The organism is Xanthomonas sp. SHU 199 (assembly GCF_000364665.1).
In the GTDB taxonomy this organism is placed as follows: Bacteria; Pseudomonadota; Gammaproteobacteria; order Xanthomonadales; family Xanthomonadaceae; genus Xanthomonas_A; species Xanthomonas_A sontii.
In genome coordinates this window covers 1-26,872 of record NZ_AQOI01000064.1, presented here as the reverse complement: position 1 = coordinate 26,872, position 26,872 = coordinate 1, and the positions used below count along the sequence as shown (strand labels likewise).

General features: G+C 68.9%; 29 protein-coding genes and 1 pseudogene. 23 read left to right on the top strand and 7 right to left on the bottom strand.

All coding sequences use genetic code 11. The annotated features are described in order from the left end of the window. Nucleotides 1-131: pseudogene (locus D183_RS26830) on the bottom strand (uroporphyrinogen-III synthase); the annotation flags it as partial. 42 nt (nt 132-173) lie between these two features. Between D183_RS26830 and D183_RS0103360 the strand changes: the two are divergent. The 5 genes from D183_RS0103360 to D183_RS0103340 all read left to right on the top strand — a co-directional run bounded on the left by D183_RS0103360 (nt 174) and on the right by D183_RS0103340 (nt 3,248). After that, on the top strand, nt 174-644 hold the full coding sequence (locus D183_RS0103360) for a YiiD C-terminal domain-containing protein (RefSeq protein WP_017907748.1): 471 nt from the start codon (nt 174-176) through the stop codon (nt 642-644). A gap of 45 nt (nt 645-689) precedes the next feature. Further along, entirely contained in the window at nt 690-1,109 is a 420-nt protein-coding gene (locus D183_RS0103355; protein ID WP_026144149.1) for a hypothetical protein, read from the top strand. A 53-nt stretch (nt 1,110-1,162) separates the two neighbouring features. Beyond that, the gene (locus D183_RS0103350; protein ID WP_017907746.1) at nt 1,163-1,597 is read left to right on the top strand and encodes a rhodanese-like domain-containing protein; all 435 of its coding nucleotides are present in this window, start codon (nt 1,163-1,165) and stop codon (nt 1,595-1,597) included. A gap of 88 nt (nt 1,598-1,685) precedes the next feature. Next, nucleotides 1,686-2,204: a protein-export chaperone SecB gene (secB, locus tag D183_RS0103345; protein ID WP_017907745.1), complete on the top strand. Its 519-nt coding sequence runs from the start codon at nt 1,686-1,688 to the stop codon at nt 2,202-2,204. A gap of 18 nt (nt 2,205-2,222) precedes the next feature. Next, nucleotides 2,223-3,248 (top strand): NAD(P)H-dependent glycerol-3-phosphate dehydrogenase, encoded by a 1,026-nt coding sequence (locus tag D183_RS0103340; protein ID WP_026144148.1) that lies wholly within the window; start codon nt 2,223-2,225, stop codon nt 3,246-3,248. A gap of 174 nt (nt 3,249-3,422) precedes the next feature. On the opposite strand, the gene D183_RS0103335 is transcribed toward D183_RS0103340, so the two are convergent. Then, on the bottom strand, nt 3,423-3,995 hold the full coding sequence (locus D183_RS0103335; protein ID WP_017907743.1) for an OmpO family porin: 573 nt from the start codon (nt 3,993-3,995) through the stop codon (nt 3,423-3,425). Between the two features lie 244 nt (nt 3,996-4,239). Continuing rightward, complete coding sequence (locus D183_RS0103330) at nt 4,240-4,782, bottom strand: TetR/AcrR family transcriptional regulator (protein WP_017907742.1); 543 nt, start codon at nt 4,780-4,782, stop codon at nt 4,240-4,242. A gap of 148 nt (nt 4,783-4,930) precedes the next feature. On the opposite strand from D183_RS0103330, the gene D183_RS0103325 reads away from it, so the two are divergent. Further along, nucleotides 4,931-5,620, top strand: a complete 690-nt coding sequence (locus D183_RS0103325) for a DUF1349 domain-containing protein (RefSeq protein ID WP_017907741.1) — start codon at nt 4,931-4,933, stop codon at nt 5,618-5,620. A gap of 85 nt (nt 5,621-5,705) precedes the next feature. On the opposite strand, the gene D183_RS0103320 is transcribed toward D183_RS0103325, so the two are convergent. After that, a complete protein-coding gene (locus D183_RS0103320; RefSeq protein WP_017907740.1) occupies nt 5,706-6,185 on the bottom strand; it encodes a tRNA (cytidine(34)-2'-O)-methyltransferase in 480 nt (159 codons plus the stop codon). 41 nt (nt 6,186-6,226) lie between these two features. Beyond that, the gene (locus D183_RS0103315; protein ID WP_017907739.1) at nt 6,227-6,703 is read right to left on the bottom strand and encodes a hypothetical protein; all 477 of its coding nucleotides are present in this window, start codon (nt 6,701-6,703) and stop codon (nt 6,227-6,229) included. A 412-nt stretch (nt 6,704-7,115) separates the two neighbouring features. Between D183_RS0103315 and D183_RS0103310 the strand changes: the two genes are divergently transcribed. From D183_RS0103310 to D183_RS0103285, 6 genes are all read left to right on the top strand, one after another. Beyond that, entirely contained in the window at nt 7,116-9,989 is a 2,874-nt protein-coding gene (locus tag D183_RS0103310) for a M16 family metallopeptidase (RefSeq protein WP_017907738.1), read from the top strand. Nucleotides 9,990-10,114: 125 nt separating this feature from the next. Beyond that, entirely contained in the window at nt 10,115-10,432 is a 318-nt protein-coding gene (locus tag D183_RS0103305; protein WP_017907737.1) for a DUF4156 domain-containing protein, read from the top strand. Nucleotides 10,433-10,534: 102 nt separating this feature from the next. Then, entirely contained in the window at nt 10,535-11,551 is a 1,017-nt protein-coding gene (locus D183_RS0103300; RefSeq protein ID WP_017907736.1) for a 3-oxoacyl-ACP synthase III, read from the top strand. Nucleotides 11,552-11,669: 118 nt separating this feature from the next. Beyond that, nucleotides 11,670-12,842 carry a Fic family protein gene (locus D183_RS0103295; RefSeq protein WP_198527633.1) on the top strand — a complete coding sequence of 391 codons (1,173 nt, stop codon included), beginning with the start codon at nt 11,670-11,672 and terminating at the stop codon, nt 12,840-12,842. 85 nt (nt 12,843-12,927) lie between these two features. Further along, nucleotides 12,928-13,833 carry an alpha/beta fold hydrolase gene (locus tag D183_RS0103290; RefSeq protein ID WP_017907734.1) on the top strand — a complete coding sequence of 302 codons (906 nt, stop codon included), beginning with the start codon at nt 12,928-12,930 and terminating at the stop codon, nt 13,831-13,833. 223 nt (nt 13,834-14,056) lie between these two features. After that, the gene (locus D183_RS0103285) at nt 14,057-14,536 is read left to right on the top strand and encodes a hypothetical protein (RefSeq protein WP_017907733.1); all 480 of its coding nucleotides are present in this window, start codon (nt 14,057-14,059) and stop codon (nt 14,534-14,536) included. A gap of 177 nt (nt 14,537-14,713) precedes the next feature. Here D183_RS0103285 and D183_RS0103280 read toward each other — a convergent pair whose 3' ends face one another. Continuing rightward, nucleotides 14,714-15,088, bottom strand: a complete 375-nt coding sequence (locus D183_RS0103280; protein ID WP_017911452.1) for a YkgJ family cysteine cluster protein — start codon at nt 15,086-15,088, stop codon at nt 14,714-14,716. Nucleotides 15,089-15,237: 149 nt separating this feature from the next. On the opposite strand from D183_RS0103280, the gene oleC reads away from it, so the two are divergent. The 9 genes from oleC (at nt 15,238) to D183_RS27705 (ending at nt 24,813) form a co-directional block, all read left to right on the top strand. Continuing rightward, entirely contained in the window at nt 15,238-16,899 is a 1,662-nt protein-coding gene (gene oleC / locus D183_RS0103275; RefSeq protein WP_017907731.1) for an olefin beta-lactone synthetase, read from the top strand. A gap of 100 nt (nt 16,900-16,999) precedes the next feature. Continuing rightward, on the top strand, nt 17,000-18,010 hold the full coding sequence (gene oleD, locus D183_RS0103270) for a 2-alkyl-3-oxoalkanoate reductase (protein WP_017907730.1): 1,011 nt from the start codon (nt 17,000-17,002) through the stop codon (nt 18,008-18,010). A gap of 63 nt (nt 18,011-18,073) precedes the next feature. Continuing rightward, entirely contained in the window at nt 18,074-18,232 is a 159-nt protein-coding gene (locus D183_RS26260) for a DUF1328 domain-containing protein (protein WP_003468167.1), read from the top strand. 178 nt (nt 18,233-18,410) lie between these two features. Then, nucleotides 18,411-20,366 (top strand): alpha/beta hydrolase family protein, encoded by a 1,956-nt coding sequence (locus D183_RS0103260; protein ID WP_026144146.1) that lies wholly within the window; start codon nt 18,411-18,413, stop codon nt 20,364-20,366. A gap of 79 nt (nt 20,367-20,445) precedes the next feature. After that, a complete protein-coding gene (locus D183_RS0103255) occupies nt 20,446-21,087 on the top strand; it encodes a ubiquinone biosynthesis accessory factor UbiJ (RefSeq protein WP_017907728.1) in 642 nt (213 codons plus the stop codon). Then, complete coding sequence (gene ubiB, locus D183_RS0103250) at nt 21,084-22,742, top strand: ubiquinone biosynthesis regulatory protein kinase UbiB (protein WP_017907727.1); 1,659 nt, start codon at nt 21,084-21,086, stop codon at nt 22,740-22,742. The genes D183_RS0103255 and ubiB overlap by 4 nt, the downstream gene beginning before the upstream one ends. After that, a complete protein-coding gene (locus tag D183_RS0103245) occupies nt 22,727-23,344 on the top strand; it encodes an O-methyltransferase (protein WP_017907726.1) in 618 nt (205 codons plus the stop codon). Before ubiB ends, D183_RS0103245 begins: the two co-directional genes overlap by 16 nt. Before the next feature lie 178 nt (nt 23,345-23,522). Beyond that, nucleotides 23,523-24,308: a pseudouridine synthase gene (locus D183_RS0103240; protein ID WP_026144144.1), complete on the top strand. Its 786-nt coding sequence runs from the start codon at nt 23,523-23,525 to the stop codon at nt 24,306-24,308. A gap of 208 nt (nt 24,309-24,516) precedes the next feature. Beyond that, complete coding sequence (locus D183_RS27705) at nt 24,517-24,813, top strand: hypothetical protein (RefSeq protein WP_198527632.1); 297 nt, start codon at nt 24,517-24,519, stop codon at nt 24,811-24,813. Between the two features lie 191 nt (nt 24,814-25,004). Here the strand turns inward: D183_RS27705 and D183_RS0103235 are convergent, their stop codons facing one another. After that, nucleotides 25,005-25,529: a DUF2059 domain-containing protein gene (locus D183_RS0103235; protein WP_017907724.1), complete on the bottom strand. Its 525-nt coding sequence runs from the start codon at nt 25,527-25,529 to the stop codon at nt 25,005-25,007. Between the two features lie 164 nt (nt 25,530-25,693). Here D183_RS0103235 and arfB point away from each other — a divergent pair, with 164 nt between their 5' ends. Both arfB and D183_RS0103225 read left to right on the top strand, forming a co-directional pair. Further along, nucleotides 25,694-26,125, top strand: a complete 432-nt coding sequence (gene arfB, locus D183_RS0103230; protein ID WP_017907723.1) for an alternative ribosome rescue aminoacyl-tRNA hydrolase ArfB — start codon at nt 25,694-25,696, stop codon at nt 26,123-26,125. A gap of 51 nt (nt 26,126-26,176) precedes the next feature. Further along, the gene (locus D183_RS0103225; protein WP_017915508.1) at nt 26,177-26,731 is read left to right on the top strand and encodes a lysophospholipid acyltransferase family protein; all 555 of its coding nucleotides are present in this window, start codon (nt 26,177-26,179) and stop codon (nt 26,729-26,731) included. Nucleotides 26,732-26,872 lie beyond the last annotated feature (141 nt).

Genomic DNA, 26,872 nt, shown 5'->3' with positions numbered 1-26,872 from the left:
ATCCGCCACGGCGACACCGCCAGCACCCGTGCGCCACAGCGCGCCGCGGCCCGCCGCAGCGGCGCGTGCTCGCCCTGCGGGCGCAGCGAGATCAGGGTCCAGGCCGGGGCGGCGGTTGCATGCGCGCTCATGCCAGGCATTATGCGAGCCCCCACCGGCAGCACAATCGCACCATGGCAGCGGATCTTTCCTTCGAGGCGTTCCTGCAGCAGTTGCAACGGCAGTTCCAAGCCATGCCGCCGGTGGCGGCGCTGCAGGTCGCCGTGCACGAGTATGCCGAGCAGCGCCTGCAACTGGTCGCACCACTGGCGGCCAACATTAACGACAAGGGCAACGCCTTCGGCGGCAGCCTGGGCTCAGTGATGACCCTGGCTGGCTGGGGACTGGTCAACTGCGAGCTGCACCGCGCCGGCCTGCAGGCCGACGTCTATGTCGCCGACAGCCAGGTGCGCTACCTGTCGCCGCTGTACGCCGATCTGCATGCCCAGGCCAATGCCGACGCGGAGGCCGACTGGGCCGTGTTCGTGAATACCTTCCGCCAGCGCGGCCGCGCCCGCATCGGCATCCAGGCCCAGGTCGGCGCGCCCGGCGCGGCCGCTGCGGCGACCCTGAGCGGTCGCTTCGTGGCCCTCGCCAAGGGGTAGGATGCGCGGATCGCGCGCCCCGCGCGCCGCCACCTGGACGCCGCCATGCCCTCGATGTTCCGCGCGCTCGCGCTGCTGTTGCTGCTGGGCTGGACCGGCGCGGCCGTGGCCGGCAGCCGCGCGCAACAGCGCAAGCTCGACGATCTGCAGACCGCCTACGCCGCGGCGGTGCGCTGGAGCGAGTTCGAGACCGCCTGGCAGGTGGTCGACCCGGCCTACCGCCAGGCGCATCCGCTGACCGACCTGCAACTGGAGCGCTACCGGCAGATCCAGGTCTCCTCCTACAAGGTCGGCGGCGGCGCGGTCGGCGACGGCGAGGCCCTGCGCGAGATCGAACTGGGCGTGATCAACCGCAATACCCAGGCCGAGCGCATCGTCCGCTACCGCGAGCGTTGGCGCTGGGACCCCGAGGCCAAGACCTGGTGGCTGCAGGATGGCCTGCCGGACCTGTGGAACGGCCAGTAGCGCGGTCGCCGAGCTGTGCGACAATCGGCGCCCGCTTCCAGCCCCCGAGTCCCGTGAACTTCGAAGAACTGCTGGCCTTCGCCGGCCGCAACCCGATGCTGGCCCTGGCCCTGGTGGGCCTGACCATCGCCCTGATCGTCACCGAAGTGGCGCGCCTGTTCCGTGGCTACAAGAGCCTGCGGCCGGCGGAGCTGACCCGCCTGATCAACGCCGGCAATGCGGTGGTGGTCGACCTGTCGGCCTCGGCCGATTTCGAGAAGGGGCACATCGCCGGCAGCCGCAATGCCACCGCCAGCCAGTTCGGCCCCGAGCACAAGCTGGTGGCCAACGCCAAGGCGCAGCCGGTGGTGCTGGTCTGCCGCACCGGCACCACCGCCGACGGCGCCGCCAAGCAGTTGAAGAAGGCCGGCTTCGAGCAGGTCTACGTGCTCGAGGGCGGCATCGCCGCCTGGCAGCAGGCCGAGCTGCCGCTGGTCAAGGGCCGCTGAGACAGCGCGTCCGGCCAGACCTCGAGGGTCGCGGCCGGCGTGTGATAATCCCGTTTCTTTCTGTTACCGAATCCACCGGAGTCAAGCAATGTCCGACCTCACCAACAACGGCGCCGCGGCGCCGGCCGACGCCGCGGCCGGTCCCGCTTTCACCATTGAGAAGATCTACGTCAAGGACGTGTCCTTCGAGTCCCCCAACGCGCCGTCGGTGTTCAACGACAACGCGCAGCCGGAACTGCAGCTCAACCTCAACCAGCGCGTGCAGCAGCTGAACGAGCAGGCCTTCGAAGTCGTGCTGGCCGTGACCCTGACCTGCACCGCCGGCGGCAAGACCGCCTACGTGGCCGAAGTGCAGCAGGCCGGCGTGTTCGGCCTGGTCGGCCTGGACCCGCAGGCGGTGGACGTGCTGCTCGGCACCCAGTGCCCGAGCATCCTGTTCCCGTACGTGCGCTCGCTGGTCAGCGACCTGATCCAGGCCGGCGGCTTCCCGCCGTTCTTCCTGCAGCCGATCAACTTCGAGGCCCTGTACGCCGAGACCCTGCGCCAGCGCGCGCAGCAGGGCGAGGGCCAGTCGCTGGCCGATTCGGAGCCGGCCGGCAACGCCTGAGCGCGTTCGCCGTTGCGCATGCGCGATAACGCCAAGAAGAAGATCGCCGTCCTCGGCGCCGGCTCCTGGGGCACGGCGCTGGCGTCGCTGACCGCACGGCACGGGTATCCGACCGTGCTGTGGGGCCGCGACGCCGTGGTCGCCGAGGCCATCGGGCAGCGCCACGAAAACCCGCGCTATTTGCCGGGGATCGCGCTGCCGGAGGGCCTGCAGGCCACCACCGACCTGGCGGCGGCCATCGACGGCGCCGACTGGATCCTGGTGGTGGTGCCGTCGCATGCGTTCACCGAAACCCTGCGCCAGCTCGCGCCGCTGCGCCCGACGCAGGCCGGCGTGGCCTGGGCGACCAAGGGCTTCGAGCCCGGGTCCGGGCGGTTCCTGCACGAAGTGGCGCAGGAGATCCTCGGCGAGGAGGTCCCGCTGGCGGTGGTCACCGGCCCGTCCTTCGCCAAGGAAGTGGCCCTGGACCTGCCGACCGCGGTGACCGTGCACGGCGATGCCGCGTTCGCGCAGCAGGTCGCCGATGCGATGCACGGCCCGACCTTCCGCGCCTATACCGGCGACGACATGGTCGGCGCCGAGTTGGGCGGGGCGATGAAGAACGTGCTGGCGGTGGCCACCGGCGTGGCCGACGGCATGGAACTGGGCCTCAACGCCCGTGCCGGCCTGATCACCCGCGGCCTCAACGAGATGCTGCGGCTGGCCGCGGCGATCGGCGCCAAGCCGGAAACCCTGATGGGGCTGGCCGGACTCGGCGACCTGGTGCTCACCTGTACCGGCGACCTCTCGCGCAACCGTCGGCTTGGCCTGGCGCTGGGCCGTGGGCAACCGCTGCAGGAGGCGGTGCGCGCGATCGGCCAGGTGGTCGAGTCGGTGCAGACCGCCGACGAGGTGATGCGCCAGGCCGAGCGCCACGGCATCGATCTGCCGATCTCCAACGCGGTGCGCGCGGTCCTGCATGGCGAGCTGACCCCGGCGGTCGGCCTGCAGCAGCTGCTGGCGCGCGAACAGAAGCCCGAGTACCCGACCACCTTGTTCAGTTGATCCGGCTGCCGCCGGACACGAAAGCGCCCGGCCTGGCCGGGCGTTTGCGTGTCTGCATATCCGTGGGTCAACGATGCGCCGGATCGGCAGGCAAAAAAAAGCCCGGTCGTAGGACCGGGCTTTCCGAACCGCGCGCGGCGGGAGAGAGACGACGCGCGCGGCGCTAGGCAACGCTTACCAGCTGAAGCGCGGGCCGACGAACCATTCCTTGTCGCCGTGGCGGTCCATCTTCAGGTCGGCGCTCAGGCCCCAGTTCTGGTTCAGCTTGGCCTGGGCGCCCAGACGGCCGTAGAAGGTGCCTTCCGGATTGACGCCGTCCTTCTTCAGGTAGTCCTCGTAACCACCCAGGGCATAGACTTCCAAGTACGGGTTGAACGCGGTGCGGATACCCGCTTCGGCGCTCCAGCCGTTGAACTTGGTGCCGTATTCCGGGGCGAAACGGTTGTAGGCCACGCGGGTCACCAGGTCGGTGCTGGTCGCGATCTCGTGGTTGTAGCCGGCACCGACGCGCCACTGGTCGACGCGTGCGTCGGCAAAGTCGGTCTTCTGGCGGTTGAAGTCGCCGAACACGCTGAAGTTCGGGTGGAACGCGTAGGAACCCTTGACCGCCCAGCCGTCGGCATCGCCGCCGCTGGCGTCGGTCTTGACGTAGCCGGCTTCGGCATAGTTGTAGGAAAGGCCTTCGGCGGCCGAAGCGGCGAACGGCAGGGTGGCCAGGAGGCCGAGAGCAAGCAGAGAGGTCTTCATAATCGGGGTACCTTCGTTATTGGTTTGTCGGCGCTGAGGCGTGGGGCCGTTCGCTGCCGATATGTAAATTATCCGTTAGCGACCCGAACTCGCCCTGAATCCCAAACCGACCAGTCCATAAATTAAACGCGCCGTTCAGGCGCTCGCGATGCAGTGTTGTGATGCGCGCCGTTGCATTCCAGGCAACAGGGAATATCAGGACTGTCAGCGCAGGTGGCGACGCCCACCGCGTGCGAGCGGCACGCTACAGCGCGGCAAGCGTCTCGATCGCTGCGCGGACGCGCTGCCTGTCCATGGGCACCACCGAGCGGTGGATGGTCGCGCCTTCGATGAAGGCGTCGATGGCGGCGGATGCGGCGACGGAGAACTGCGTTTCCAGGGCGGCCCGGCTCCTGGCCATCCACTGCTGCATGATCGCGGTCATCTCCGGATGCCGGCGGGCGAACGCATACAGTTCGTAGCTCAGCAGCAGCACCCGCGGGGACGCCGTCCCCTCGGCGAAGATGATGTTCACCACCGCCTCGCAGGCCTGGTCGCGATTCTGCGCGGTGCGGATTTCGGCGGCGAAGTCGGCGGACACGTCTTGGGAGAAGCGGGTGAACGCGGCGACCAGCAGGTCGTGCATCGAGCCGAAATAGTAGGTGGTGGCGCTGAGCGGAACGCCGGCTGCCTCGGCGACCTTGCGGAAGGTGGTGCCGGTGACGCCGTGGTCCAGGATCACCCGCAGCGCGGCCTGCTCGATCGCTTCCTTCCGGTGCGGATCCTGGCGCCAGGTCCTGCCGCTCATGCCTGTCCAACGCTGTCTCGACGAAGGCCGATGATCGCAGGTCGCGGTTGACGCCTCAATTGGCACAGATGTACAAATTCGCCAATGAGGTCGACGAAGGCCATCGCCGCGATGGCGCCTCCGAAACAGCGACGTGAGGAGCAGTGCGATGGCGAATTCCGGGGAGCAGGACGTGGATACCGGTCGTCGGGCGACCCTGGGTGGGCTCGCCGCCGGCAGCGTCGTGCTGGCGAGCGGTGCGCGCGCGGGGGCAGCTTCCGGCTGGGAGGCGGGCACCTGGCTCAACGCGCCCAAGGTCCATCGGATCCTGCCGGGCGGCGTACTCGAGGTCGTCACCGACAAGGGCGGCGATTTCTGGCGCGAAACCCATTACGGATTCACCCGCGACAGCGGGCATTTCCTCGGCATCGCCGCGCCCGCGCGCTTCACCTGCCAATTGCGCGTGCGCAGCAAGTTCGAGCAGCTCTACGATCAGGCCGGCCTCATGGTGCGGGTCGACGAGCGCCGCTGGGTCAAGGCCGGCATCGAACTGAGCGATGGGCGGCCGATGCTCAGCAGCGTATTGACCGACGGCCGTTCGGACTGGGCCACCGGCCCGTACGAAGCGGACGCGTCGGATTTCTGGATGCGCGCCACCGTGGACAAGGGCGTGCTGCGCCTGCAGGTCTCGCGCGACGGGAAATCCTGGCCGCTGGTGCGGTTGTGCCCGTTCCCGGTCGCCTCCTCCTACCTCGTCGGCCCGATGACGTGCACGCCGGAACGGGAAGGATTGAAGGTCCGCTTCTCCGACTGGAGCCTGGGGCCGGTACTGGGCAAGGACCTGCACGATCTGTCCTGACGCCTGCAGTGCCGCCGCGTGCTGCGTCAGCGATGCAGCGATAGAACATCGGATGGCGCGTTGCCAGGCGACGCGCGCCGTACGCTCAGTCGGCGCCGGGAAAGCCCAATTGCCGCCACGCCTCGAACACCACCACCGCGACCGCGTTGGACAGGTTGAGGCTGCGGTTGTGCGGCTGCATCGGCAGGCGCAGGCGCTGCGCGTCGGGCACTTGCTCCAGCACCGTGTCCGGCAGGCCGCGGGTTTCCGGGCCGAACAGGAAGGCGTCGCCGTCGGCGAAGGCGGGCGTGTCGTAGCGGGTGCTGCTGCGGGTGCTGAGGGCGAACAGGCGGCGCGGGGCGATGGCCTGCAGGGCCGCATCCAGCGACGCATGGACCTGCAATCGTGCGTACTCGTGGTAATCCAGGCCGGCGCGCTTGAGCTGACGGTCGCCGAGGTCGAAGCCCAGCGGCTCGATCAGGTGCAGTTGCGCGCCGGTGTTGGCGCAGAGACGGATGACGTTGCCCGTGTTGGGCGGAATTTCGGGCTGGTACAGCAGAACGTGCAGCGTTGGGGTGGCGATCATCGGCGCAGTGTACGCGCCGGCGCGGAGGCCTTGGTGCCGATTCAGCGCACCAGGCCGACCGCCAGGTCCTGGCCCAACTTCTGCAGGCTCGGCTGCAGCTGCAGCATCGCGGTGTCCAGCGTCTCGCCGACCACGTCGCCGATCGCCAGCATGCTGCCCATGTCCGCATCCGGACGCACCTGCACGGTGGCCAGGGTCACCACGTGCTGGCTGGCGGCCTGCTCCTGGTTGCGCTCGGCGAGCTGCTCGGCCGACGGGCGTACCTGCACCGCGGCCAGGGTGGTGATGCCGCTGGACAGTTCGGCGTCGCGCTGGGCGATCTGCTCGGCGGAGGGGCGCACCTGCACCGCCGCCAGGGTGGCGATGCCGCTGGTCTGCTCGACGTTGCGCTGGGCGATCTGGTCGGCCGACGGGCGCACCTGCACGGTCTCCAGGGTGGTGATCTGCGCGGCGGCGAAGGACGGCGCGGCGAACAGGGCGGCGATGGCGGCGGTCAGGAGCAGGGTGGTGGTCTTCATGGCGGGCCTCGTTGGTGTTGTTGATCAGTGGTGTGGTAGTAATGTAGTACACCTAATCAGGGGTTGCAAGAACTTTTTTGCGCTCGGTTGCTTTATTAAGCTTTCATTCACTTGATGCCGGTGGCTCTTGCGCTTGAGGATGTGTAAGCAGGCCGCGTGCCAACTTCAAGTTGCTGTATTTGAAGGGAAATTTTGTCGCTCAAAGTGTCCGCGGGCGGACACCCGGGCGCTCGCGTACGCCGGACGCGGACAGGTGGCGCCGTTGGCGGCGGCAGCCGCCCCGTGGGTGGTGGGGTTGCGACGCCGTTGAAAAGGACGTCAGCGACAACGGCGGACTGCGCGCCGTGCGGTACGCCCGGTACGATCGGCATTCACCGGCTGTTTCACTCGCCCCAAGGAAGAAGGAATCCGCATGACCGTCTCGACCCGCCCGCGTGGCGCCCTGCTGGCCGTCGCCCTGTCCGTCGCGCTCGGCGCATTGAGCTACGCGCCGCCTTCGACGGCGGCCACGCCTGCTGCCGCCGCGTCGGTGGATATCGCCTACGAGCAATTCACCCTGCCCAATGGGTTGCGGGTGGTGGTGCACACCGATCGCAAGGCGCCGATCGTGGCGGTCAACCTCTGGTACCACGTCGGCGCCAAGGACGAGCCGGCCGGGCGCACCGGGTTCGCGCATCTGTTCGAGCACCTGATGTTCCAGGGCAGCGAGAACCACCACGGCGAGTTCTTCGAGCCGTTCAAGCAGGTCGGCGTCACCGACCAGAACGGCACCACCAACAGCGACCGCACCAATTACTTCGAGAACGTGCCGACCACCGCGCTGGACATGGCGCTGTGGATGGAGTCGGACCGCATGGGCCACCTGCTCGGCGCCATCGATCAGGCGGCGCTGGACGAGCAGCGCGGGGTGGTGCAGAACGAGAAGCGCCAGGGCGAAAACCAGCCGTACGGGCAGGCCTGGAGCCGGCTGAGTCGCGCGCTGTACCCGGCCGGCCACCCGTACCACCACACCGTCATCGGCTCGATGAACGACCTCAACGCGGCCTCGCTGGCCGACGTGAAGCAGTGGTTCCGCACCTGGTACGGCCCCAACAACGCGGTGCTGGTGCTGGCCGGCGACATCGACGTAGCCACGGCCAAGGAGAAGGTGACGCGCTACTTCGGCGACATCCCGGCCGGCCCGAGCATGGCCCAGCCCAAGGTCGACGTGGCCCAGCGCAGCCAGTCCACCCGCGAGACCATGACCGACAAGGTGCCGCAGACGCGGATCTACCGCGTCTGGAACGTGGCGCAGACCGGCACCGAGGACGTCGACCGCCTGCAACTGCTGGCGCAGGTGTTGGGCGGCACCACCTCCTCGCGGCTGGACCGGCGCCTGGTCCACCAGGACAAGCTGGTGGATATGGTCAGCGCCTCGGTCTGGCCGTCGCAGCTCGGCTCCGGCTTCGGCATCATCGCCATGGTCAAGCAGGGCGTGGACCCGGCCAGGGTCGAGGCGGCGATCGACGAGGAGCTGCGCCGGCTGCTGGACAAGGGGCCGGACAAGGCCGAACTGGCGCGCGCCAAGACCGCCTTCCGCGCCGGCTTCATCCGTGGCGTCGAGCGCATCGGCGGCTTCGGCGGCAAGGCCGACGTGCTGGCCGAGTGCGCGGTGTACACCGGCGACCCCGGCTGCTTCCGTACCTCGCTGGCGACCATCGCCGAGACCCGCCCGCGCGATCTCACCGCCGTCGGCCGCAAGTGGCTGGGCAAGGGCGACTACACCCTGCTGGTGCAGCCGGGCGAACGCGTGGCGCAGGCCGAGGAGCCGACGGTGCAACCGGCGCCGCTGAATCCGCCGCCGGTCGATCCCAAGTACCGCACCCTGCCCAGCGTGGTCGACCGCAGCGCCGGCCCGCCCAAGACCACCCAGTTTCCGAAACTGACGTTCCCGACGCTGCAGCGCGCGACGCTGAAGAACGGCACCACGGTGATCCTGGCCGAACGCCACGAGGTACCGGTGGTGCAGTTCAGCTACGAGTTCCAGGGCGGCTACAGCGCCGACCAGGGGCGCAAGCCGGGGACGGCCAACTTCACCATGGGCATGCTCGACGATGGCGCCGGCGAGCGCGATGCGCTGGCGTTCGCCGATGCGGCCGAGGCATTGGGGGCGTCGCTGGCGGCCGGCGCTGCGCTGGACGGCAGCAATGCCTACCTGTCAGCGCTGAAGGAGAACCTGGCGCCGTCGCTGGCGCTGTACGCGGACATGCTGCGGCGGCCGCGCTTCGCGCCGAACGAGATCGAACGGGTCCGCGCCAGCTGGATCGCCAGCATCCGCCAGGAGAAGGCCCAGCCCAACGGCGTGGCGATGCGGGTGCTGCCGCCGCTGCTGTACGGCGTCGGCCATCCCTACGCGATGCCGTTCAGCGGCATCGGCACCGAGGCGGCGATCGCGGCCCTGCAGCGCGAGGATCTGGTCGACTTCCACCGCGACTGGGTGCGCCCGGAGCACGCCACCCTGATCGTGGTCGGCGACACCACCCTGGCCGAGATCGTGCCGCTGCTGGACGCGCAGTTCGGCGACTGGAAGGGCGAAGGGACGGCGCCCTCGGTGCCGGTCCCGGCCCGCGTGGCGCGGCCGGCCAAGCCACGCGTGTACCTGATAGACCAGCCCGGCGCGGTGCAGGCCAACCTGTTCGCCTCCGAACTGGTGCCGCCGACCACCGATCCGGCGGCGGTCCGCTTCGACATCGCCAATGGCGTGATCGGCGGCGACTTCACCTCGCGCCTGAACATGAACCTGCGCGAGAACAAGCATTGGTCCTACGGCGCGCGCAGCGGCGCGGCCAGCGCCCTCGGCCAGCGGCCGTGGACCGCCTCGGCCCCGGTGCAGATCGACAAGACCGCCCCGGCGCTGCAGGAGATGTACAAGGAGATCAGCGCCTTCGCGAGCGGCAAGGCACCGCCGACGGCGGAGGAGGTGACGCGCATCCGCAACATCCAGACCCTGAGCCTGCCGGGCGCCTATGAGACCGCCAGCGCGGTGATGGGCGCGATCGGCGGCATCGTCCGCTATGGCCGCCCCGACGACTACGTGTTCAAGCGCAAGGCCGAGATCGAGGCGATGACCCCGGCGCAGGTGCGCGAGGCGGCGTCGATGCTCGACCCGAACACCTTGACCTGGGTGGTGGTGGGCGACCTCAAGCAGATCGAGGCGCCGGTGCGCGCGCTGAAGCTGGGCGAGGTCACCGTGATCGATGCCGACGGGGTGCCGCAGGGCGCAGCGGCGGTCCCGGCGCCGCGCTGAGTGCGGCAGGTGCGCGTCGGCGATGGCCGGCGCGCGCTGCCTGCCGGCGCCGGCAGGCCGACGGTGTCATGGCCGATTCAGCGTTTTGCGGCACAATCCGGATTCACCTGCCAACGGGCCCGTCCATGCGTCTACCGATCGCCTTCGTCCTGCTCGCCACGCTCGCCGGCTGCACCTGGGTGCCGATGGCGCCGGAAGGCAAAGGGGTACGGGTCCTGCCGCCCGGTCAGGCCGCCAGCGGCTGCGAGAAGCGCGGCGAGGTGGTGGTGTCGGTGAAGAGCAGCGTCGGCTTCTACCAGCGCAACCCGCTGCGGGTGCGCGAGGAGCTGGAGACCCTGGCCCGCAACGAGGCGCCCGGCGTGGGCGCCAACACCGTGCAGGCGATGGGCGACCCGGTCGATGGCGACCAGCGTTTCACCGCCTACCAGTGCGGCGGCCGCTGAACCGCTCAGACCATACGCTTTCCGGGGATTTGTTAAAGATGCGGTAAAACGGTGTAACCGCTAGAATTGGCGCCCCCTCGCCTGACCCTGGCGCACACCTCGATGCTCTTCACCAACGTCTCGATCGCGGGACTGGCGCATATCGACGCGCCGCACACGCTGACCTCCAAGCAGATCAACGCGCGCCTGCAGCCTACCCTGGACCGGCTGCGGATCCGGGCCGACGTGCTCGGCGACATCGCCGGCGTCCACGCGCGGCGCATGTGGGACCAGGACCTGCAGGCGTCCGACGTGGCGACGCTGGCGGCACGCAAGGCGATGGGCGATGCGGGCATCGAGGCGGGGCAGGTCGGGCTGCTGGTCAACACGTCGGTGAGTCGCGATTACCTGGAGCCGTCCACCGCCAGCATCGTCGCCGGCAATCTGGGCGTGAGCGAGCAGTGCATGACCTTCGACGTCGCCAACGCCTGCCTGGCCTTCATCAACGGCATGGACATCGCGGCGCGCATGATCGAGCGTGGCGATATCGACTATGCGATGGTGGTCGATGGCGAGACCGCCAACCTGGTGTACGAGAAGACCCTGGAGCGGATGGCCTCGCAGGACCTGACCGCCGACGCCTTCCGCGACGAAATGGCGACCCTGACCCTGGGTTGCGGTGCGGTGGCGATGGTGATGGCGCGTACCGACCTGGCACCGGATGCGCCGCGCTACCGCGGTGGCGTGACCCGCTCGGCCACGCAGTGGAACACCCTGTGCCGGGGCAACATGGACCGCATGGTCACCGACACCCGCATGCTGCTGATCGAAGGCCTCAAGCTGGGCCAGAAGACCTTCGCCGCCGCGCGGCAGGCGCTGGGGTGGGCGGTGGACGAACTGGACCAGTTCGTCATCCACCAGGTCAGCCTCCCGCACACCAAGGCCTTCATGAAGAGCTTCGGGATCGACCAGAAGAAGGTCATGACCATCTTCGGCGAATACGGCAACATCGGCCCGGCCAGCGTGCCGATCGTGCTGAGCAAGCTGCGTGAGCTGGGCCGCCTGAAGAAGGGCGACCGGATCGCGCTGATGGGCATCGGCTCGGGCTTGAACTGCTCGATGGCCGAGGTGGTTTGGTAAGCGCCAGGCGCAGGACAGGCGCGCAAATTTTCCTTGCGCGCCGTATTTGGGGGTTTAGAAAGAAATTTGCTAAATTTCTTTCTTAAGAGCCGTCTCCGGCCACGGCAAGGATCGCCTGATGTCGTCTCGACGCTGTACCGGACACTATGTCCCCGGGTCGCTGGCGGGCAGCCGTTATCAGGCGTTCGTTCCTGATCCGCTGCCGCCCGAGCCGCCGCTGCAGTTGGCGGCGCCGCTGCTGATCGCGCGCAAGGAGCAGGCCGACCAGGCGCTTGGTCGCCTCGATGGCATCACCCTGATGCTGCCGGACCCGGAGCTGTTCCTCTACCACTACGTGCGCAAGGAAGCGGTCCTGTCCTCGCAGATCGAGGGCACGCAATCGTCGCTGTCCGATCTGCTGCTGTTCGAGCTGGACGAGGCACCGGGTGTGCCTCTGGACGACGTCGAAGAAGTCTCCAACTACGTCGCTGCGCTGAACCACGGGCTGCGGCGCTTGCGCGAGGATGACTTCACGCTGTCGCTGCGCCTGATCCGCGAAATGCACGCGCTGCTGTTGCAAGGTGGGCGTGGTGCCGGCAAACGTCCGGGCGAATTCCGTTCGGGCCAGGTCTGGATCGGCGGTGCCTCGCCGGCGTTGGCGCACTTCGTGCCGCCGCCGCCGGAAGCCCTGGATGCGGTGCTGGCCGCCTTCGAGCGCTTCCTGCACGCGCCGGGCCGCGACGTCTCGCCGATGGTCAAGGCAGCCCTGGCACATGTGCAGTTCGAAACCATCCATCCCTTCAGCGATGGCAACGGCAGGCTGGGGCGGCTGCTGATCGCGTTGATCCTGTGCAACGAAGGTGTGCTGCGCGCGCCCAGCCTGTACCTGAGCCTGTTCTTCAAGCGCCATCGCGCGCGTTATTACGAGCGCCTCAACGCGGTACGCACCGAGGGCGACTGGGAAGGCTGGCTGGATTTCTTTCTCGAGGGCGTTGCAGACACCGCGCAACAGGCGGTGTCCACCGCGCAGCGCCTGCTGGCGCTGCTGGCGGCCGACCGCACACGTATCGCCGGATTGGGAACGCGCGCTGGCAACGTGGGCCTGGTGTACGAGCAGTTCGCCCGTCGTGTCCTGCTGGGCGTGCCACAGGTCCAGCCGCATTTGCCGCTCAGCGCACCGACGATCCGTGCCGCCATCCGCACCCTGCAGGATCTGGACATCGTCAACGAACTCACCGGGCAGCAGCGGCACCGCGTGTTCGCCTATCAGGCTTATCTGGACATCCTCAGCGAGGGTGCGCAGCCGTTATGAGTTCCCCAGTGCCGCACGCCGACGGCAATGCGCCATGCGCCGCGGCGGCGCCGTCTTCCTCCCCCATCTCGCATCGGTCCCCCGCATGAACTACCCCGGCTATCCCTTCACCCCGCAGCGCTTCCAGGTCCGCCCGGGGCTGCACATGTCCTATCTCGACGAAGGTCCGCGCGACGGCGAGGTGGTGGTGATGCTGCACGGCAATCCGTCGTGGAGCTATCTGTGGCGCACGCTGGTGAGCGGGCTGTCGGACCGCTACCGCTGCATCGTGCCCGACCACATCGGCATGGGCCTGTCGGACAAGCCGGACGATGCGCCGGGCGCGCGGCCGGGCTACGAGTACACCCTGCAGTCGCGCGTGGACGACCTGGACGCGCTGCTGCGGCATCTGCGCATCGACGGACCGGTGACGCTGGCGGTGCACGACTGGGGCGGCATGATCGGTTTCGGCTGGGCGCTGTCGCACCATGCGCAGGTGCGGCGCCTGGTCATCACCAATACCGCGGCGTTCCCGCTGCCGGCGGCCAAGCCGATGCCGTGGCAGATCGCGATGGGCCGGCACTGGCGCCTGGGCGAGTGGTTCATCCGCACGTTCAATGCATTCTCTTCGGGCGCGTCGTGGCTGGGCGTGTCGCGACGCATGCCTGCCGATGTGCGTCGCGCCTACGTGGCGCCGTACGACAATTGGGCCAACCGCATTTCCACGATCCGCTTCATGCAGGACATTCCGCTGTCGCCGGCGGACAAGGCCTGGTCGCTGCTGGCGCGGGCCGAGCAGGCATTGCCGTCGTTCGCCGATCGCCCCGCCTTCATCGGCTGGGGCCTGCGCGACATCTGCTTCGACCATCATTTCCTGGAAGGCTTCCGCCGCGCGTTGCCGCAGGCCGAGGTGATGGCCTTCGAGGATGCCAACCACTACGTGCTGGAAGACAAGCACGAGGTGCTGGTGCCGGCGATCCGCCGGTTTCTGGACGCGCATCCACTGTCTTGAGCACGCACGCCGGACAGATGCCGGCGTCTTCCTGCGGCGCGCCGCACATGCAGGAAGGGGATTGCCGCCGGCGTTGCGCCGTGGATCGTCTACACGGGCGCGCGCAAACTGCTACCGATTGCCGTGATGCAACATTGTCGGCTGGGTACAGTCGCCGCTGACGTGCGCGTCGCGCAGAAGCCGACGCTGCACGCAATCGGACAGGAGACAGAGAGTGAAAGCGATGGCGATGGCGATGCTGTTGACGGCGATGAGCGTGCCTGGTGCGCATGCGGAAGACCTGACCACGTCCGCGGACGGCAAGACGCTGACGGTCGGATTCGGCCAGCCCACCTGGAAGCAGGTGCTGCACTACCGCAAGCTGTACGACAAGAAGCCGTTCCCCGATGCGGAGATCTATTACTACAGCAACGGTATGTACAAGATCATTTCGCAGGGCGAGAACCACTACGGCGTGTACGTGCTGCAGGGCAGCTTCGACGACCAGACCTACACGATCCGCTTCATCTCGCTGCCGTCGGAGGACTGGGGCAACAAGACCGCCTTCCACCAGTTGACCTTCATCCGTGGCGAGGACAGGAACGTCTTCATCCAGAACGCGATCGTCGATACCGGCGAGGCCATCGCCCAGCAGAACGGCACCTACACCCTGGAAAAGAACACCGTGACCAATCCGGTGCCGACGGCGTGGAAGCACCGCTGAGCCAATGCGGCGCGCGTCCGCCGCTCTTCGGGTGCCGCCAGGATGGGCGTTTGCAGGAGTTTGCGTAGGAGCGGCTACAGCCGCGATCGGGCGTTGCCGGGAACGCGGATCGCGGCTGGTCCCGCGGCGACAAGGGCAGATGCTACGGCCCCCCTGCCGTGTTGGCGCCGCCGCCGCTCAGGCGTCCGGCAGATTGCGTTCGACCACGCCGTCCCAGTCGGCCAGGGTCAGCAGCGGCAGGCCGTGCGCCAGCCGCGACTTGTCGCATTGCGCGCTGCGTTCGCCGAATTCCAGCGAGGCCGGCACTGCCGCACACACCGACGGCCTCCGCTCGTGGATGCTGCAGCGACTGTAGCGGCCGATGTCCGCGTCCAGGGCGATGCAGCGCGGCTGTGCCTGCGAGGTGCCGCGCATCACCCGCTCATGGGTGCGCAGCGGCTCGGTCAGCTCGAACGGGACCCTGCCGCCCAGCGCGGGATCGGCTTCGCTCCAGTGGAAACTGACGCGGAAGTAGGCGCAGCAGGCGCCGCAGGTGAGGCAGGGATGGGACATGGCGGCCGGGCCTTGCGCGGCGAACAGCGGTGGGGGGCGCGGCATTCTGACCGAACCGCGGCACGCTGCAAGCACGCCGGCATTCAGCCGCGGCCGCGGGCGACGGGAGGTCGTCGGCCATGGCCCGGCGCATCGGCGATAATCGGCCCATGACCACGACCTGCAACATCGCGGCCACGCTGCCGCGGCTGGCGCGTGAGCGCCCGGACCAGATCGCCATGCGCTGCCCCGGCCGGCCCGGTGCCGGCGGCATGGCCGCCTACGACGTGACCCTGAGCTACGCGCAACTGGACGCGCGCAGCGATGCCATCGCCGCCGGCCTGGGCGGCTACGGCATCGGCCGCGGCACCCGCACGGTGGTGATGGTGCGGCCGTCGCCGGAGTTCTTCCTGCTGATGTTCGCGCTGTTCAAGGCCGGCGCGGTGCCGGTGCTGGTCGATCCGGGCATCGACCGCCGCGCGCTCAAGCAATGCCTGGACGAGGCGCAGCCGGAGGCCTTCATCGGCATTCCGCTGGCGCAGCTGGCGCGGCGTCTGCTCGGCTGGGCGCGCTCGGCGAAACGGATCGTCACCGTCGGCCGGCGCTGGGCCTGGGGCGGCACCACGCTGGCGCGGATCGAGCGCGCCGGCCAGGGCGCCGGCAGCCAGCTCGCAGACACGGCCGCGGACGACGTCGCCGCGATCCTGTTCACCAGCGGCTCCACCGGCGTGCCCAAGGGCGTGGTCTACCGGCACCGGCATTTCGTCGGCCAGATCGAGCTGATGCGCAATGCCTTCGACATGCAGCCTGGCGGGATCGATCTGCCCACTTTCCCGCCGTTCGCGCTGTTCGACCCGGCGCTGGGGCTGACCTCGGTGATCCCGGACATGGACCCGACGCGTCCGGCCAAGGTCGACCCGCGCAAGCTGCACGATGCGATGCAGCGCTTCGGCGTGACCCAGCTGTTCGGCTCGCCGGCGCTGATGCGCGTGCTGGCCGACTACGGCAAGCCGTTGACCAACGTGCGCTGCGCCACCTCGGCCGGCGCGCCGGTGCCGCCGGACGTGGTGGCGCGGATCCGCAGACTGCTGCCGGAGGACGGCCAGTTCTGGACGCCCTACGGCGCCACCGAGTGCCTGCCGGTGGCGGTGATCGAGGGCCGCGAGCTGCAGGACACGCGTGCGGCGACCGAGCGCGGTGCCGGCACCTGCGTCGGCACGGTGGTGCCGCCCAACCAGGTGCGCATCATCGCCATCGACGACGCCGCGATTCCCGAGTGGAGCGGCGTGCGCGAAGTCCCCACCGGCACCGTCGGCGAGATCACCGTGGCCGGGCCGACCGCCACAGACACCTATTTCAACCGCGATGCGGCCACGCGCCTGGCCAAGATCCGCGAACGCCTGGACGACGGCAGCGAGCGCGTCGTGCACCGCATGGGCGACGTCGGCTATTTCGACGCGCAGGGCCGGCTGTGGTTCTGCGGGCGCAAGACCCAGCGCGTGGAAACCGCGCAGGGACCGCTGTACACCGAACAGGTGGAGCCGATCTTCAACGCGCTGCCGGGCATCGGCCGCACCGCCCTGGTCGGCATCGGCGAGCCGGGGCAGCAGCGCCCGGTGCTGTGCTACGAGCTGGAAGTGGGCGCCATGCTCTCGAGCGGTCCTGAACTGCAGACGCTGCAGCAGCGACTGCGCGATACCGCTGCCGCGCATGCGCACACGGCCGGCATCGTCGACTTCCTGAGCCACCCGGGCTTTCCGGTGGACATCCGCCACAACGCCAAGATCGGCCGCGAGAAGCTGGCGCTGTGGGCCGCGGAACAGCGCAAATGAGCGCGCGCAGCATGTGCACCGGCGCGCCTGCGCAGCAGGACACCGTTGGCGCGGCGCATGGCCGGCCCCAGAATGGCCGCCCTGATCATGGAGTGTGGCGATGAAGATCGTGGTGACCGGTGGCGGTGGATTCCTGGGCCAGGCGCTGTGCCGCGGGTTGGTGGCGCGCGGGCACCAGGTGGTCAGCTACAACCGCGGCCACTACCCGGAACTGCAGGCCTTGGGCGTGGCCCAGGTGCGGGGCGATCTGGTCGACGCGCAGGCGCTGCAGCATGCGCTGGCCGGCGCCGATGCGGTGTTCCACAACGCCGCCAAGGCCGGTGCCTGGGGCAGCTACGACAGCTATTACCAGCCCAACGTGGTCGGCACCGAGAACGTGCTGGCCGCCTGCCGCCTGCACGGCGTGTCGCGTTTGGTCTACACCTCCACACCGAGCGTGACCCACCGCGCCACCCATCCGGTCGAAGGCCTGGGCGCGGACCAGGTGCCCTACGGCGAGGATTTCCAGGCGCCGTACGCGGCGACCAAGGCGATCGCCGAGCGTATGGTGCTCGCCGCCAACGACGCGCAGCTGGCGGTGGTGGCGCTGCGCCCGCGGCTGATCTGGGGGCCGGGCGATAACCAGATCCTGCCCAAGCTGGTCGCGCGGGCGCAGGCCGGGCGCGTGCGCCTGGTCGGCAGCGGCGACAACAAGGTCGATTCCACCTACATCGACAACGCCGCGCAGGCGCACTTCGACGCCTTCGAGCACCTGGCGGTGGGCGCGCCTTGCGCCGGCAAGGCCTACTTCATTTCCAACGGCGAGCCGCTGCCGATGCGCGAGCTGCTCAACAAGCTGCTCGCCGCGGTCGGCGCGCCGACGGTGACCAGGACGCTCTCGTTCAAGGCCGCCTACCGCATCGGTGCCGCCTGCGAGACCCTGTGGCCGCTGCTGCGCCTGCGCGGCGAGCCGCCGCTGACGCGGTTCCTCGCCGAGCAGCTGTGCACCCCGCACTGGTACAGCATGGAGCCGGCGCTGCGCGACTTCGGCTACGTGCCGCAGGTAAGTATCGAGCATGGACTGCAGCGGCTGGCGTCGTCATGGCGCCACGACACGTCCGTCACCCGCTGACGACCACGTGTTTCCGAAGATGATGCCGCGCCGATTCGGCACGACAACCTTCTGGACATTGCCATGCTGCATTACGCCATCATCTTCTTCGTGATCGCCATCATCGCCGCCGTGCTCGGTTTCAGCGGCATCGCCGGCGCGGCGACCAACATCGCCTGGATCCTGTTTGTGGTGTTCCTGATCCTGGCGGTGATCTCGATGTTCCGCCGCGGCAAGGTGTAGTCCGCCGCGACAATCCAACGTCGATACTTGCCCGCGGCGCCCTGCGTCGCGGGCAAGTCGTTTCTGGGCTCCGCGCCGCGAGGGCGCCTGCCGCCCGGAGGCAGCGCGATGGGGCAGGGCTGGACGTTCCGCTCGGCGCTTGTCACCATCCTCCGCTCAGGGGACAGGGGCGGATCGAATGCGAGCGTGGATCGTGTGGGCAGGCCTTGCGCTTGCGGGGAGCGCGTGCGCGCAGGTGCCGCCGGTGGACCTGGCGCCGTATCTGCAGCGCGACCAGTTCGACCGGGTCAAGATCTCTCCGACTGGCGCCTACTATGCAGTGATCGCGCCCCTTGAGGACCGCACCGTGCTGGCGGTGATCCGGCGCAGCGACAAGCAGGTCTCGGCCAAGATCATGGGTCAGGCCGATTCGGTGGTGCATGATTACTGGTGGGCCAGCGACGAGCGCATCGTGGTGTCGATGGCCGAGCGCCTGGGCGCACTGGACCGCCCGGTGGCGATCGGCCAACTGCATGCCATCGACGCCGACGGCAAGAATGCACGCTTGCTGGCCAGCCCCTACGGGCTCAACGACAGCGTCAACGGCGTCACCTACAAGGCCGGCCTGGATCCGTCGGTGTTCATGCTCGACACCTTGCCGGACGACCCGCGCGCGGTGCTGGTGTCGGTGGTGGAGCAGACCAAGGACCCCACCGTGCATGTGGACAGGCTCGACATCTACAACCACCGACGCACGCCGGTGGCGCGCGCCCCGGTGGCGCGTGCGGACTTCGTCACCGATCACGGCGGCCACGTGCGCTTCGCGCAGGGTGCCGAGACCGGCAGCACGGTCAACAAGCTGTTCTACCGCAACGACGACGCCAGTCCGTGGAAGCTGATCAACGACGAGGCCAGCAGCGGGCATCGCAGCTTCCCGCTCGGCTTTTCCGCGGACGACAGGATCGCCTACCTGCAGGTGGAGCAGGCCGAGGGGCCCGATACGGTGGTGGCATGGGATCCGCAGAGCGACCGCGCCACGCCGTTGCTGCGCGATGCGAAGGTCGATCCCTACCAGGTGCTGCGCGACCTGGACGGCCGCACCCCGATCGGCGTGTCGTTCATGAGCGACCGTGTGCACAACCGCTTCTTCGACGAGACCGCGCCGACGGCGCGGCTGTACCGCGCGCTGGAGCAGGCCTTCAATGGCGATGCGGTGTACATCACCTCCGCCACCGCCGATCGGCGCCTGCTGATGCTCTATGTGTGGAGCGATCGCAACAACGGCGATTACTTTCTGTTCGACACCGTCGACAAATCGGCCAAGCGGGTGTTCAGCCGTCGCGAATGGTTCGTGCCGGAGCGGATGCCGTCGACCCGCGAGGTCGCCTTCAAGGCCAGGGATGGGATGGCCCTGTACGGTTATCTGACCCTGCCGCTGCAGGCGCCGGCCGGCAAGCCGCTGCCGATGGTGCTGTTGCCACATGGCGGGCCGTTCGGCCTCTTCGATGGCTGGGAATTCGACGACGATGCGCAGGTGCTGGCCGCAGCCGGCTACGCGGTGTTGCGGGTGAACTACCGTGGCTCGGGCAACTACGGCCGCGCCTATACCCAGGCCGGTGCCCGGGAGTGGGGCGGGCGCATGCAGGACGATCTCACCGATGCCACCCGCTGGGCGATCGACCAGGGCATCGCCGATGGCGCGCGTATCTGCATCTACGGCGCCAGCTACGGCGCCTATGCCGCGCTGATGGGCGCGGCGAAGGAGCCGGACCTGTACCGTTGCGCGGCCGGCTACGTCGGCGTCTACGACCTGGAAACGATGTACCGCGATCAGGCCAGGTACGCGCGCTGGACCAAGGCCTGGGCCGGCGACTGGCTGGGCGAACGCGACAGCCTGGCGGCGCGGTCGCCGGTCAATCTGGCTGCGCGCATCCGCGTGCCGGTGTTCCTGGCGGCCGGCGGCAAGGACGAGCGTGCGCCGATCGAACACACCGAGCGCATGGAAAAGGCGTTGAAGAAGGCCGGGGTGCCGGTGGAGTCGTTGTATTTCCCCAACGAGGGCCACGGCTTCTATACCGAGCCGCACCGGCGCGCCTACTACACGCAGTTGCTGGCGTTCCTGAGCAAGCACCTGGGCGGCGCGCAGGCGCAGTAGCGGCGCGCGGCGCAGCGGGCGGGACATCTGTCTCGCCCCGCGCACGGCCTTGCGACGTGTCTGCCGCTAGAATGCGGGGATGTCTGGATCCCCCCTCGATGCTCTCAAGCCCCTGGCCGGCCGCGCGCTGGAAGCGGCGCTCAATCGCGCGCTGGCGCTGGACCCGGAAACCGGCGAGGCCCTGCGCGACCTCGACGGCCAGCGCGTGGCGCTGACCCTGGAGGCGCCGGCACTGGCCCTGCAGATCCGCGTCGACGGCACCCAGCTGCGGGTCGGTCCGGTGGATCCGGCGCAGGAGCCGGAGCTGGCGGTGCGCAGCACCCTCGGCGGCCTGCTCGCGCAGTTGCCGTTCCTGGCGCAGGCGCGGCGCCCCGGCGGCCCCGGCGGGCGCGTGCGGGTCTCCGGCGATGCCGAACTGGCGCGGCGCCTGCAGCAGTTGGCGACGCGCTTCGATCCGGATTGGCAGCGGCCGTTCGTGCAGGTGTTCGGCGAGGTGCTCGGCGTGCAGGTGGCCAATACCGCGCGCTCGGCGCTGCAGCAGGCCCGACGCAGTGCGCAGGACCTGGCGCAGAGCGCGGCCGAATATGTCACCGAGGAGTCGCGCGACGTGGTCGCGCGCGCCGAGCTGGAGGCCTTCTACGACGACGTCGACGTGCTGCGCGACGACATCGAACGCCTGGCCGCGCGTGTGGCGCGGCTGCAGCCGGAGCGCGGCGCATGAAGGCGATGTTCCGCGCCAGCCGCATCGGTCGGGTGATCCTGCGCTATCGCCTGGACGACCTGCTCGACGGCACCCCGGCCGAGCGTTGGTTGCGCCTGGCCAAGCCGTTCGTGCCGCGCGCCAGCCCCGACATCGCCGCACAGTCGCGCGGCGCCCGCCTGCGCCTGGCGCTGCAGGACCTGGGGCCGATCTTCGTCAAGTTCGGGCAGATCCTCTCCACCCGCCGCGACCTGATGCCGCCGGACGTGGCCGAGGAACTGACCCTGCTGCAGGACCGGGTGCGCCCGTTCGACGGCGAGGCGGCGCGGCGCATCGTGGAACAGGCGTTGGGGCGGCCGATCGCGGTGGCGTTCGCGACCTTCGATACCGAGCCGCTGGCCTCGGCCTCGATCGCGCAGGTGCACGCGGCGACGCTGCACGATGGCCGCGAAGTGGTGGTCAAGGTGCTGCGCCCGGACATCGAGCGGCAGATCGACGCCGACATCGCCTTGCTGAAATCGGCCGCCGCACTGGTCGAGCGCACCCATCCGCGCGCCGACAAGATCCGCCCGCGCGAGGTGGTGGCCGAGATCGAGACCACCCTCGCCGCGGAGCTGGACCTGCAGCGCGAGGGCGCCAACGCCAGCGTGCTGCGCCGTTTCTGGCTGCACTCGGACGACCTGTACGTGCCCGAGGTGATCTGGACCCACACCGCCGAGCGCGCACTGACCCTGGAGCGGGTGCGCGGCATCCCCTCCGACGACATCGCCTCGCTGGACGCCGCCGGCATCGACCGCCGCGCGCTGGCGGCCAAGGGCGTGCGGGTGTTCTACACCCAGGTGTTCCGCGACAACTTCTTCCATGCCGATGCGCACGCCGGCAACATCTGGGTCGACAGCGACCCGGCGCGCCGCGACAACCCGCGCTTCATCGCGCTGGACTTCGGCATCATGGGCCAGCTCTCGCAGGAAGATCAGTACTACCTGGCCGAGAACTTCATGGCCATCTTCAACAAGGATTACCGGCGCATGGCCGAGCTGCACGTGGAGGCCGGCTGGATGCCGGCCAACGTGCGCATCGACGAGCTGGAGGCGGCGGCGCGCTCGGTGTGCGAGCCGTACTTCACCCGGCCGCTGTCGCAGATCTCGCTGGCCGAGGTACTGATCAAGCTGTTCCGCGTGGCCCAGCGCTACCAGCTGACCCTGCAGCCGCAGCTGATCCTGCTGCAGAAGACCCTGCTCAACATCGAAGGCGTCGGCCGCCAGCTCGATCCCGAACTGGACATCTGGGCGGTGGCGCGGCCGGTGCTCGAACGCATCCTCATCGAGCGCTACAGCCCGCAGCGCGCGCTGCACGAACTGCGCAAGCGCCTGCCGGAGATCATGACCCACGCGCCGGACATGCCGCGGCTGATCCACGGCTGGCTGCGCCAGCAGGTCGAGGGCCGGCACGAGCTGTCGATGCGCTCGCGCGACCTGTTCGAACTCAACCTGCTGGTGCGGCGCATGCAGCGGCGGGTGGTGGCGGCGATCGCCGGCGTCGGTCTGCTCACCGTGGCCACGCTGCTGTACGCGCTCGACGCGGGCGGGCCGCAGCTGGGCGGGGTGTCGCTGTGGGCCTGGATCAGCGGTGGTGCCGGCATCGCGGCCTTGCTGTCGGCGTGGTGGCGGCGCTGAGCGTGGCGGCGCTGGATCGCGCGCGGCTGCACGCGGTGCGCGCCGAACTCGGTGAGGAAGGTCCGCGTCACGATGCAGGCCAGCCCGAGCGCGCGCAGCGCCTGCTCAATATCACCCCGGAGACCGGCGAACTGCTGGCGGTGCTGGTGCGCGCCACAGGTGCGCGGCGGGTGCTGGAGATCGGCACGTCCAACGGCTATTCCACGCTGTGGCTGGCCGAGGCCGCGGCGGCACTGGGTGGCGGCGTGACCACGCTGGAATATGCCACGCACAAGATCGCGCTGGCGCGGCGCAACTTCGCCAGTGCCGGCGTGGAGGGCTGTGTCGATCTGATCCTCACCGATGCCGGTGCCTGGCTGGCCGATGCGGCGTCGGCCACGTTCGACCTGGTGTTCCTGGACGCCGAGCGCACGCTGTATTGCGACTGGTGGCCGCAACTGCGCCGGGTGCTGCGGCCGTGTGGGCTGCTGGTCGTGGACAACGCGCTGTCGCACGCGACGGAGATGGCGCCCTTCGCTGCGCTGTTGCAGGCCGATGCCGCGTTCACCTGCACCACGCTGCCCGTCGGCAACGGCGAACTGCTGGCGGTCAAGGACGCGTAGGCGCAGCGCGGCGGCGTGCCTGCCCGCGACGTGCGTCGTCGGGTCAAGCAACCGTCGGCGCGAGCTGCAGCCACGTCGTCATCGGTGCCATGGGTGCCGTTGTCGTGAGCGAGGTCATGGCGCAGTGCATCGGACACTGCCGCTCGGCGCCACCTGCATACGCGCCTCGTTGCCTGCAATGCGCATTGTCGCGCCGCGGCACGGCGCGGATAATCCAGCAGTGAATACCGACGCCGATTCCCTGCAGATCCTCTATCAAGACCCACTGCTCGCCGTGGTCGACAAGCCCGCCCGGCTGATGGTCCACGACAGCAAGCTCGCCCGCGGCGAGGACGATTTCCTCGCCGACCGTCTGCGCGCACAGCTGGGTCGGCCCATCTTCCTGGTGCACCGGCTCGACCGTGCCACCAGCGGCTGCCTGCTGCTGGCCTTCGACCGCGACACCGCCAGCGTCCTGGGCAAGGCGCTGATGGGGGGCGAAGTGGACAAGGATTACCTGGCGATCTGCCGCGGCTGGCCGGCCGAAGATCGCTTCGAGGTCGACCACGACCTCGACGGCGGCCCCGGCAAGCCCCTGAAGAAACCGGCGCAGACCCGCTTCGCGCGCCTGGCCTGCGGCGAACTGCAGGTGCCGTCGGGCGAGTTCGCCACCTCGCGCTATGCGCTGCTGCGCTGCAGCCCGGTGACCGGGCGCTTCCGGCAGATCCGCCGCCACCTCAAGCACCTCTCGCATCACCTGATCGGCGACACCAGCCATGGCGATGGCCGCCACAACCGCATCTTCCGCATGCAGGGCGTGCACCGCATGCTGCTGCACGCCGAACGCCTGGCGTTTCCGCACCCGGACGGCCATCGGATCGCGGTGACGGCGCCGCTGGATGCGGAATTCGTGCGGGCGTTCGGCTTGTTCGGCTGGGATCCGGCGCCGTGGCAGGTGGATGTGGGACGGGGTGTGGCGGAATAATCGCCGACACACGCCGCGCACGCATTGAGGGAGCTTCAGCCGCGGCGTGCGGAGCCGCTCAGGCCTGGCCGTGCTCCCGCAGGCAGCGCCGTCCTTTTCTCGGCAGGATGGCGATGGACGTGATTTCTATCTAGTGTACGAAACTGAATTTCGTTGATTCTAAGGGGGAGACATGCGGAACCGCGTTCGTTCGACACTTCTCGCTTCAATGTTTTCCGCGTTGTCATTTTCTGCGTGGGCAGGCGATGGCGCTGGAAAAGTGATCCAGGTAATGGCTCACACGCAGGATGTCGTCTTCTTCACGTTGGATGGGCCGCATACAAATCCACCTGCATGCTCGAGTACGCCGTGGTCATTGTCATTGGCGACCAACTCCGGCAGAGCGCAGTACGCGTTGATCCTGAGCGCCGTCGCACAAGGCAAGCCGGTGACCGTGCACGGGACAGGGGACTGTTCCGCATGGGGGGATCGGGAAACTGTCGCCTATGTTCTGATCGACAACTGAAATGCCCTGTTGCCCGTCCAGGGAATGCGGGCGCGCCTGATCGATCGGTTATAGGTGGACGATCCGCGCGAACCATTCGCTACCTCGCTGGCCAACGAAGTGCAGGAGCGGCTTCAGCCGCGATCAGGCTTCCTCGGTAACGCCCGGTCGCGGCCGAAGCCGCTCCTGCGACGCGCAGGGCCAGCGCTGTGTCACTTGGCCGGCGGCGCGTTGACCGTCTGTTCCAGGTCCTTCTGCAGGTCGGCGAACAGCGGGGTCATCTTCTGCTGGATCGCGCCCATCAGGTTCTGCATCAGCTGCGGGGTCTTGTCGAGCAGGCTCTGGCCGGCCGGGCTCTCGTAGAACTCGGCCATCGCCAGCACGTCCTGCTTGGAGAAGGTCTGCTTGTACAGGTTGACGTAGAGCGGACGCATCTCCTGCCACGACAGCGCCTTGCGCACGGTGGCCTGGGTACGCTCCTGGATCTGCTGCAGCTTCTGCTGCTGCGCGGCGTCGAGCGGGTGCTGCGCGGTGAGCTGGGCGAACTGCTGGCGCTGCATCGCCTCGATCTGCGGCAGCATGGTGTCGAGCATGTTCTGCGCGCGCGAGGCCGACAGCAGGCGGTTGACGTCGGCATCGGTGGGCGGTTCGGCCAGCGCAGGGAGGGCGGCCAGGGCCAGCAGCAAGGCCAGCAGCAGGCGCTGCGGCCATTGGAAGAAGCGTGGAATCGGGGGCATGGAGCATCCTGCAGAACGATGACCGGCGGCCAGAATACGGCAATCGCCGCGCCGCCGCCGCCGCGCGTGGGGACGTGCGACCGGCCGGCGTCCGCTCCCTGGCTCGTTCAGGCGGCGCCGACGCGGAAACCGGGCGGTCCGGCGAATACCCTACAATCCGCGCCATGGGTAACGGGGCCATCCACATCTCGAGCAGCCTGACGATTCCGGAGGACGAAATCGTCGAGCGCTTCGTGCGCGCCAGCGGCGCCGGCGGGCAGAACGTCAACAAGGTCGCCACCGCGGTCGAGTTGCGTTTCGACCTGGCCGGCTCGCCGTCGCTGCCGGAGCCGCTGCGTGCGCGCCTGCTGGCGCGGCGCGACCGCCGCATCACCGCCGACGGGGTGCTGGTGATCGATGCGCAGCGCTTCCGTACCCAGGACCGCAACCGCGACGATGCGCGCCAGCGCCTGGCCGAGTTCATCGCCGCCGGGCTATCGGTGCCGAAGCGGCGCATCGCCACCAAACCCTCGCACGGCGCCAAGCTGCGACGCCTGGACGCCAAGCGCGAGCGCAGCCAGATCAAACGCGGCCGCTCGCCCGGCCGCTGGGAGTGACTTTTGACCGAACGCGATTACCGCCTGCCCGCAGCGCCCCCGAACATGCCGATGGTCAGGCCCAGCCGCTTCATGCGCTGGCTCGGCCGCACCGCCTTGCGGCTGACCGGCTGGCGGGTCGTGGGCGAGTTCCCCAACGTGCCCAAGCTGGTGATGATCGTGGCCCCGCATTCGTCCAACTGGGACGGGTTCCTGGGCTTCGCGGTCAAGTTCGCGGTCGGCTTCGAGGTGCGCGTGCTGGGCAAGACCCAGTTGTTCTGGTGGCCGCTGGGCCCGCTGCTGCGCAGGCTCGGCGGCATTCCGCTGGACCGCAACTCGCCGCGCGGCGTGGTCGAACAGGCGGTGGCGCTGATCCGCGGCGCCGAACGCATGTGGTACGTGATCACCCCCGAGGGCACGCGCAAGCGTGTGGAGAAGTGGAAGACCGGCTTCTGGAAAATCGCCCACGGCGCGCAGGTGCCGATTTTCCCGGTGTACTTCGACTACCCCAGCCGCACCGTCGGCCTCGGCGAGGTGGTGTGGACCGGCGAGGACATGCAGGCGGACATCGCCGCGATCCGCGAATGGTACCGGCCGTGGCGCGGCAAGCACCGCGATACCTTGTGACGGGCAGCGGCGGCTGACGGCGGCGCCATCCGATGCCGTAGGAGCAGCGCATGGGTCGGATGTTGTTGTGGGAGGGACTTCAGTCCCGACGCAGCAATGTACCAGGTGGCTTTGGTCTTCACTCGTCGCGGCTGAAGCCGC

What these genes read in the sequence shown, in the direction of transcription:
- D183_RS0103360 (WP_017907748.1), top strand. Translation starts at nt 174, where the DNA reads ATGGCAGCGGATCTTTCCTTCGAGGCGTTCCTGCAGCAGTTGCAACGG.
- D183_RS0103355 (WP_026144149.1), top strand. Translation starts at nt 690, where the DNA reads ATGCCCTCGATGTTCCGCGCGCTCGCGCTGCTGTTGCTGCTGGGCTGG.
- secB (WP_017907745.1), top strand. Translation starts at nt 1,686, where the DNA reads ATGTCCGACCTCACCAACAACGGCGCCGCGGCGCCGGCCGACGCCGCG.
- D183_RS0103340 (WP_026144148.1), top strand. Translation starts at nt 2,223, where the DNA reads ATGCGCGATAACGCCAAGAAGAAGATCGCCGTCCTCGGCGCCGGCTCC.
- D183_RS0103335 (WP_017907743.1), bottom strand. Translation starts at nt 3,995, where the DNA reads ATGAAGACCTCTCTGCTTGCTCTCGGCCTCCTGGCCACCCTGCCGTTC.
- D183_RS0103330 (WP_017907742.1), bottom strand. Translation starts at nt 4,782, where the DNA reads ATGAGCGGCAGGACCTGGCGCCAGGATCCGCACCGGAAGGAAGCGATC.
- D183_RS0103325 (WP_017907741.1), top strand. Translation starts at nt 4,931, where the DNA reads ATGGCGAATTCCGGGGAGCAGGACGTGGATACCGGTCGTCGGGCGACC.
- D183_RS0103320 (WP_017907740.1), bottom strand. Translation starts at nt 6,185, where the DNA reads ATGATCGCCACCCCAACGCTGCACGTTCTGCTGTACCAGCCCGAAATT.
- D183_RS0103315 (WP_017907739.1), bottom strand. Translation starts at nt 6,703, where the DNA reads ATGAAGACCACCACCCTGCTCCTGACCGCCGCCATCGCCGCCCTGTTC.
- D183_RS0103310 (WP_017907738.1), top strand. Translation starts at nt 7,116, where the DNA reads ATGACCGTCTCGACCCGCCCGCGTGGCGCCCTGCTGGCCGTCGCCCTG.
- D183_RS0103305 (WP_017907737.1), top strand. Translation starts at nt 10,115, where the DNA reads ATGCGTCTACCGATCGCCTTCGTCCTGCTCGCCACGCTCGCCGGCTGC.
- D183_RS0103300 (WP_017907736.1), top strand. Translation starts at nt 10,535, where the DNA reads ATGCTCTTCACCAACGTCTCGATCGCGGGACTGGCGCATATCGACGCG.
- D183_RS0103295 (WP_198527633.1), top strand. Translation starts at nt 11,670, where the DNA reads ATGTCGTCTCGACGCTGTACCGGACACTATGTCCCCGGGTCGCTGGCG.
- D183_RS0103290 (WP_017907734.1), top strand. Translation starts at nt 12,928, where the DNA reads ATGAACTACCCCGGCTATCCCTTCACCCCGCAGCGCTTCCAGGTCCGC.
- D183_RS0103285 (WP_017907733.1), top strand. Translation starts at nt 14,057, where the DNA reads ATGGCGATGGCGATGCTGTTGACGGCGATGAGCGTGCCTGGTGCGCAT.
- D183_RS0103280 (WP_017911452.1), bottom strand. Translation starts at nt 15,088, where the DNA reads ATGTCCCATCCCTGCCTCACCTGCGGCGCCTGCTGCGCCTACTTCCGC.
- oleC (WP_017907731.1), top strand. Translation starts at nt 15,238, where the DNA reads ATGACCACGACCTGCAACATCGCGGCCACGCTGCCGCGGCTGGCGCGT.
- oleD (WP_017907730.1), top strand. Translation starts at nt 17,000, where the DNA reads ATGAAGATCGTGGTGACCGGTGGCGGTGGATTCCTGGGCCAGGCGCTG.
- D183_RS26260 (WP_003468167.1), top strand. Translation starts at nt 18,074, where the DNA reads ATGCTGCATTACGCCATCATCTTCTTCGTGATCGCCATCATCGCCGCC.
- D183_RS0103260 (WP_026144146.1), top strand. Translation starts at nt 18,411, where the DNA reads ATGCGAGCGTGGATCGTGTGGGCAGGCCTTGCGCTTGCGGGGAGCGCG.
- D183_RS0103255 (WP_017907728.1), top strand. Translation starts at nt 20,446, where the DNA reads ATGTCTGGATCCCCCCTCGATGCTCTCAAGCCCCTGGCCGGCCGCGCG.
- ubiB (WP_017907727.1), top strand. Translation starts at nt 21,084, where the DNA reads ATGAAGGCGATGTTCCGCGCCAGCCGCATCGGTCGGGTGATCCTGCGC.
- D183_RS0103240 (WP_026144144.1), top strand. Translation starts at nt 23,523, where the DNA reads ATGCGCATTGTCGCGCCGCGGCACGGCGCGGATAATCCAGCAGTGAAT.
- D183_RS27705 (WP_198527632.1), top strand. Translation starts at nt 24,517, where the DNA reads ATGTTTTCCGCGTTGTCATTTTCTGCGTGGGCAGGCGATGGCGCTGGA.
- D183_RS0103235 (WP_017907724.1), bottom strand. Translation starts at nt 25,529, where the DNA reads ATGCCCCCGATTCCACGCTTCTTCCAATGGCCGCAGCGCCTGCTGCTG.
- arfB (WP_017907723.1), top strand. Translation starts at nt 25,694, where the DNA reads ATGGGTAACGGGGCCATCCACATCTCGAGCAGCCTGACGATTCCGGAG.
- D183_RS0103225 (WP_017915508.1), top strand. Translation starts at nt 26,177, where the DNA reads ATGGTCAGGCCCAGCCGCTTCATGCGCTGGCTCGGCCGCACCGCCTTG.